Source organism: uncultured Rikenella sp., from assembly GCF_947628055.1.
Lineage (GTDB): Bacteria > Bacteroidota > Bacteroidia > Bacteroidales > Rikenellaceae > Rikenella.
The window spans coordinates 1-4,022 of sequence record NZ_CANQYJ010000148.1 but is presented as its reverse complement, the minus strand read 5'-3'; the positions used below and the strand labels follow the sequence as shown (position 1 = coordinate 4,022).

Sequence of the window (4,022 nt, the reverse complement as noted above, 5' to 3'; positions counted from 1 at the left end):
CGAAAAAGGAAAATCGACGATTTCAACGAGAGTTGAAAACGAACGATTTTCCCGGCGCGCGGAACAAAGAATAATTGCGAATTTCGGTTCCCCAAAGCCGGAGCCGGCGGAGAATATTTTGGATAGTTCCAACCCGGTTCGAGTGCCGAGCGGCACCTCCGGCCTGACAGAGGGAGATCGGGGAACCGGATTTCCGCCCGCGCGCGGGCAAAGAGAATATTTCCGAAACATTCGGGCCGCACTCCGCGGAGAATATTTCGGGTAGTTACAGCTCAGTATTCGAGCCGAAAAGTTCGCTCTGCTCAATACAGTTCCGCTGGATCCGGTCAAAAGAAGATAATAGCTACAGCCCGGTCGGAATGCCCAGCGGCACCGAGTTTTGGTGGGAGAGGCTGCGAACCGTCCGCTTTGCACATTCGAGCAGCTCCCGAATTTACGTAAGGCAATGGCCTCCCACAGGCCGATAAAGAAAAGAAACAACGACAAATAAAAATAAAAACCAAAAAACAGAAAAAGACTATGGAACCAATCTTGTTTGCTTATCTCGGAATCGCGATCATGCTTGTCTTTTCGGGAGTCGGGAGTTGCTACGGCACCACCATCAGCGGGAACGCCGCCGTGGGAGCGATGAAAAAGAACAAAGGAGCGTTCGGGAGTTATATGATTCTCTGCGCGATGCCTTCGACGCAGGGGCTTTACGGCTTCTTGGGATACTTCTTGCTCAAGGGGTTCCTGACCCCGGAAATTACGATGGCACAGGCTGCGGCGATTGTCGGCGGGGGATTGGCGCTGGGACTGGTGAGCCTCTGGAGCTCGCTGCGGCAGGGACAGGTGGCAGCCAATGCCATTACCGCGATCGGTAATGGACATGACGTATTCGGTAACTCGCTGATCCTGTTGGCTTTCCCGGAACTTTACGCGATTCTGGGGGTGGCTGCCGTATTCTTCATCAGCCAGGCGATCTAAGGCTTGTTTTCGGACGGATCGTCGTATAGAGACGGCTTCGGGCGGGTTCCATATTCATGGAACCCGCCCGAACGTTTTTGCAGCCTGCCGGACGACGGACAAATCCGAAGACAACGGAACGGCAAGGCCTGCGGAACGAGGTGTAATTCGACACGTGGCAGGTCAGCGGGCTTATTCCCATAATTTTTCCAGTTCCGGTATCGTCACATGGCGGAAACTGTCGGTCAGCAGGTCGTAATCGCCTTTCCCGCGGATCATTTCCGCAGGGAAAGTGGAAGCTATCGCCACCACTTTGGCGCCCGCTCGCCGGGCGGCTTCCATCCCGACGAAAGCGTCTTCAAAGACGACGCACTCCTGCGGTTCCGTGCCGAGCTTTCGGGCCGCCAGTAGGTAAACCTCCGGATCGGGTTTGCTGCGCGAAATTTCGGAGCCGGACGCGACGGCGTCGAAATACCCGGCGATGCCGCACCGGTCGAGCACGAAATCGACGTTGACCCGCGGTGCGGAACTGCCTACGGCGATCTTGACGCCCGCTGTCCGAAGAGCTTTCAACAGTTCAGAAAGTCCCGGAGCCGGCTGCATCACCGGATCGTAAAGCTCGCGGTAGATTTCCTCTTTTTCCTGCGAAAGGCGTTCGACTTTCTCCGCCGGAATGTCGTCCCGACCGAAGAGATGGCTCATAATGACGGCGTTGGTGGAGCCGAAATAGGGCAGCAGGGTTTGCGGATCGAGGTTTGGAATGCCGTGCCGTTCGGCGAATTTCACGAAAGCGTGCAGGTGGGCATCGCGGTTGTCTACGATCACGCCGTCCATATCGAAAAGAGCTGCTTGAAGCATAATTTTTTGTATTGTTTTTTGTTTCGGCGGCGGAGACCCGGTACCGCTCGGCACTCGAACCGCAGCCGTTGGCTGTTTTATTGGCCGCCTCTACCCAAAGCCCCGCTGGCGCCGGCCCATGCGAAAGCAGTTTGTAAAAACCGTAGGTTTATTAGCACGGTGCTGTGAGTGACTGTTCTTTCTTTGAAAAGAAAGGCCCCATAGGGGCTTTCCGGGCTGTAATTACCCGAATCCTTAGGCTCCGCAGTCCTCTTGCATCGAGTTTTCTTTGGGCCGGGGCAATAGACTGCTCTTTAATATTGCGATCCTTTGGATCGCCGACCTTCGCGCCCAGCGGCGAAGCCGCTCGGGGGTGGGCGCGAGGTCGAACTAAGGAGTAATAGAGCGGTCTATTGCCCGGCCCAAGAGGATCGAAGCCAAGGGTATCCGGCAGGCTCAAGAGATGCGCAAGCATCTCAAAAAGTTTGACTGCGCCTTCCTCTTGGCGCCTCGGCCATTCGAGCAAGCTCGACGGCTCTCGGCTGCGGTATCGGTTTTCTGGTTCTCGCTAACTGTGCTGCGCTTGTTTTGCCTCCGGCTTCCTCGTGCTACCTCGGCATAGCCCACAAGTGGTCTCTGCCCTCGGAACGCAGCTCGGTTCCTCCTCGCCGCTTGCGGACTATGGTGAGCATGCACCGCGGAGGCAGCGATCCTAAAGGATCGCAACGACTAAAATAAATTGTACGGATTAAAACACCACCGGGGCGGAAGTGACTTTCCCCATTTGGAACACCGGAACACGTTCCCGCGCCAGCTCTTCATTGCCGTCCACCAGCTTGACAATCTGCACCGCCGGGATCCGGTAGCGCACGCTCACCGCCCCTTTCCTCGAACCGCCGTTCCCGCCTGACAACCCTTTTTCGGAAGCTCCCGTCTCCTCCGTCATTGAGATCACGACAGGCCGGCCCGAAAGATCCGTTTCCGGCACCACGCCTTTTGTCGGTGAAAACCGGCATACGATTGTCGTCCCGCTCGCCGGAGGCAGTACCGAGAAAGTCTTCACAATCCGCTGAGTATAACGTTTGCCGATAAACAGGGCGAGGTATTCCGATTCGATCCGATCCATCTCCTCAAGCGCCGCAGAAAGGCCCGCACCGAATACATTTTCACCCATCTCCCCCGTCACCAGATCGAAGCGCCGCTTGCGCAAGGTGAAAATCGCATTGGCCGCATCGGCCGCCATCTGTTCCGTACTTTTTTCCACAGTGGAAGTGCGGTTCACCGGCAGTTCGCCGAAGCTCCCGCTGTCGGCCAGCCCGCTTCGTTCCACAGTCGTCCCGTACAACGGATTGAGGCTCACATCCGTAAACGGATTGTTGTTTCCGATCGCCGCTCCCTGGAACTCCGCATCGGCCAGCAAGGGCCGCTGCGGCTGTACTGCCGAGAGCCAGTGGAAAGCCTTGCTCTGCACGTCGACCGGCTGATCCAGGTGGTAGGTCTGCGACGGATCCGGCTCTTCGTAATAGCCCAACGAGGCATCAACGATCCGGTAGTTCTGCTTGTCGCTCATCGCCGCCCCCGAAATGCCGAGGTACTGCGAAGCGAACTTGGCATACGGCCCCCGCAGGATCACTTCTCGCTCGACCGCCAGCGTTACGGTCACCACTGTCCGGGGCAAAGTATATCCCTCGATAGTCCGGGAGCCGATTCCCTGCGGAAATGCGTTCACCTGGGCCGAAACCGGTGTCGGCACCGTTGCGGCCAAGCATGCGGCCGCTCCTGCGAACGCCGCTTTATAAAAGGTCGTTTTTTTCATAGTCCGAATATTTGTTTCAAATGTACAATTTTTACAACAATTTTCACACGGGCCGGAATCAGCGGGGACTGTATCGAACGGTGTGAACTCTTCGGCTCGTGTGCCGAGCGACACCCGGCTCGAGGCGATAAAAAACCGTAGGTTTATATTGCCCTGTGCTGGATGGAACTGTTCTTTCTTTGAAAAGAAAGAACCAAAGAAACTTTCAGATAGCTGCGCTACTCCTTAGGCTCCGCAGTCCTCTTTCTTTGCATTGGGTTCGGGGTACGGGAATCGGGCCGATAAGGGATAAACCTTATGAGGTCGGCCCGATTCCCCACACCCCGACAAATCGAAGACAAGGGTATCCGGCAGGCTCAAGAGATGCGTTAGCATCTCAGAAAGTTTGGCTTCGCCTTCCTCCTGGCGCCTCGGCCATTCGAGC

At 56.3% G+C, this 4,022-nt stretch carries 5 protein-coding genes; 2 read left to right on the top strand and 3 right to left on the bottom strand.

Features of this window, described 5'->3' with window-relative positions; all coding sequences use genetic code 11:
* Positions 1-265: hypothetical protein (locus Q0Z93_RS09800; protein WP_298065059.1), on the top strand; the 265-nt coding region annotated here is incomplete at its 5' end.
* A 254-nt stretch (positions 266-519) separates the two neighbouring features.
* Positions 520-966, top strand: a complete 447-nt coding sequence (locus Q0Z93_RS09795; RefSeq protein ID WP_298065057.1) for a V-type ATP synthase subunit K — start codon at positions 520-522, stop codon at positions 964-966.
* 171 nt (positions 967-1,137) lie between these two features.
* Here the strand turns inward: Q0Z93_RS09795 and Q0Z93_RS09790 are convergent, their stop codons facing one another.
* From Q0Z93_RS09790 to Q0Z93_RS09780, 3 genes are all read right to left on the bottom strand, one after another.
* Positions 1,138-1,803, bottom strand: a complete 666-nt coding sequence (locus Q0Z93_RS09790) for an HAD family phosphatase (RefSeq protein ID WP_298065056.1) — start codon at positions 1,801-1,803, stop codon at positions 1,138-1,140.
* Between the two features lie 727 nt (positions 1,804-2,530).
* Positions 2,531-3,598 carry a DUF4831 family protein gene (locus tag Q0Z93_RS09785; RefSeq protein ID WP_298065055.1) on the bottom strand — a complete coding sequence of 356 codons (1,068 nt, stop codon included), beginning with the start codon at positions 3,596-3,598 and terminating at the stop codon, positions 2,531-2,533.
* Positions 3,599-3,823: 225 nt separating this feature from the next.
* The coding region (locus Q0Z93_RS09780) for a hypothetical protein (RefSeq protein ID WP_298065053.1) at positions 3,824-4,022 on the bottom strand (199 nt) is incomplete at its 5' end.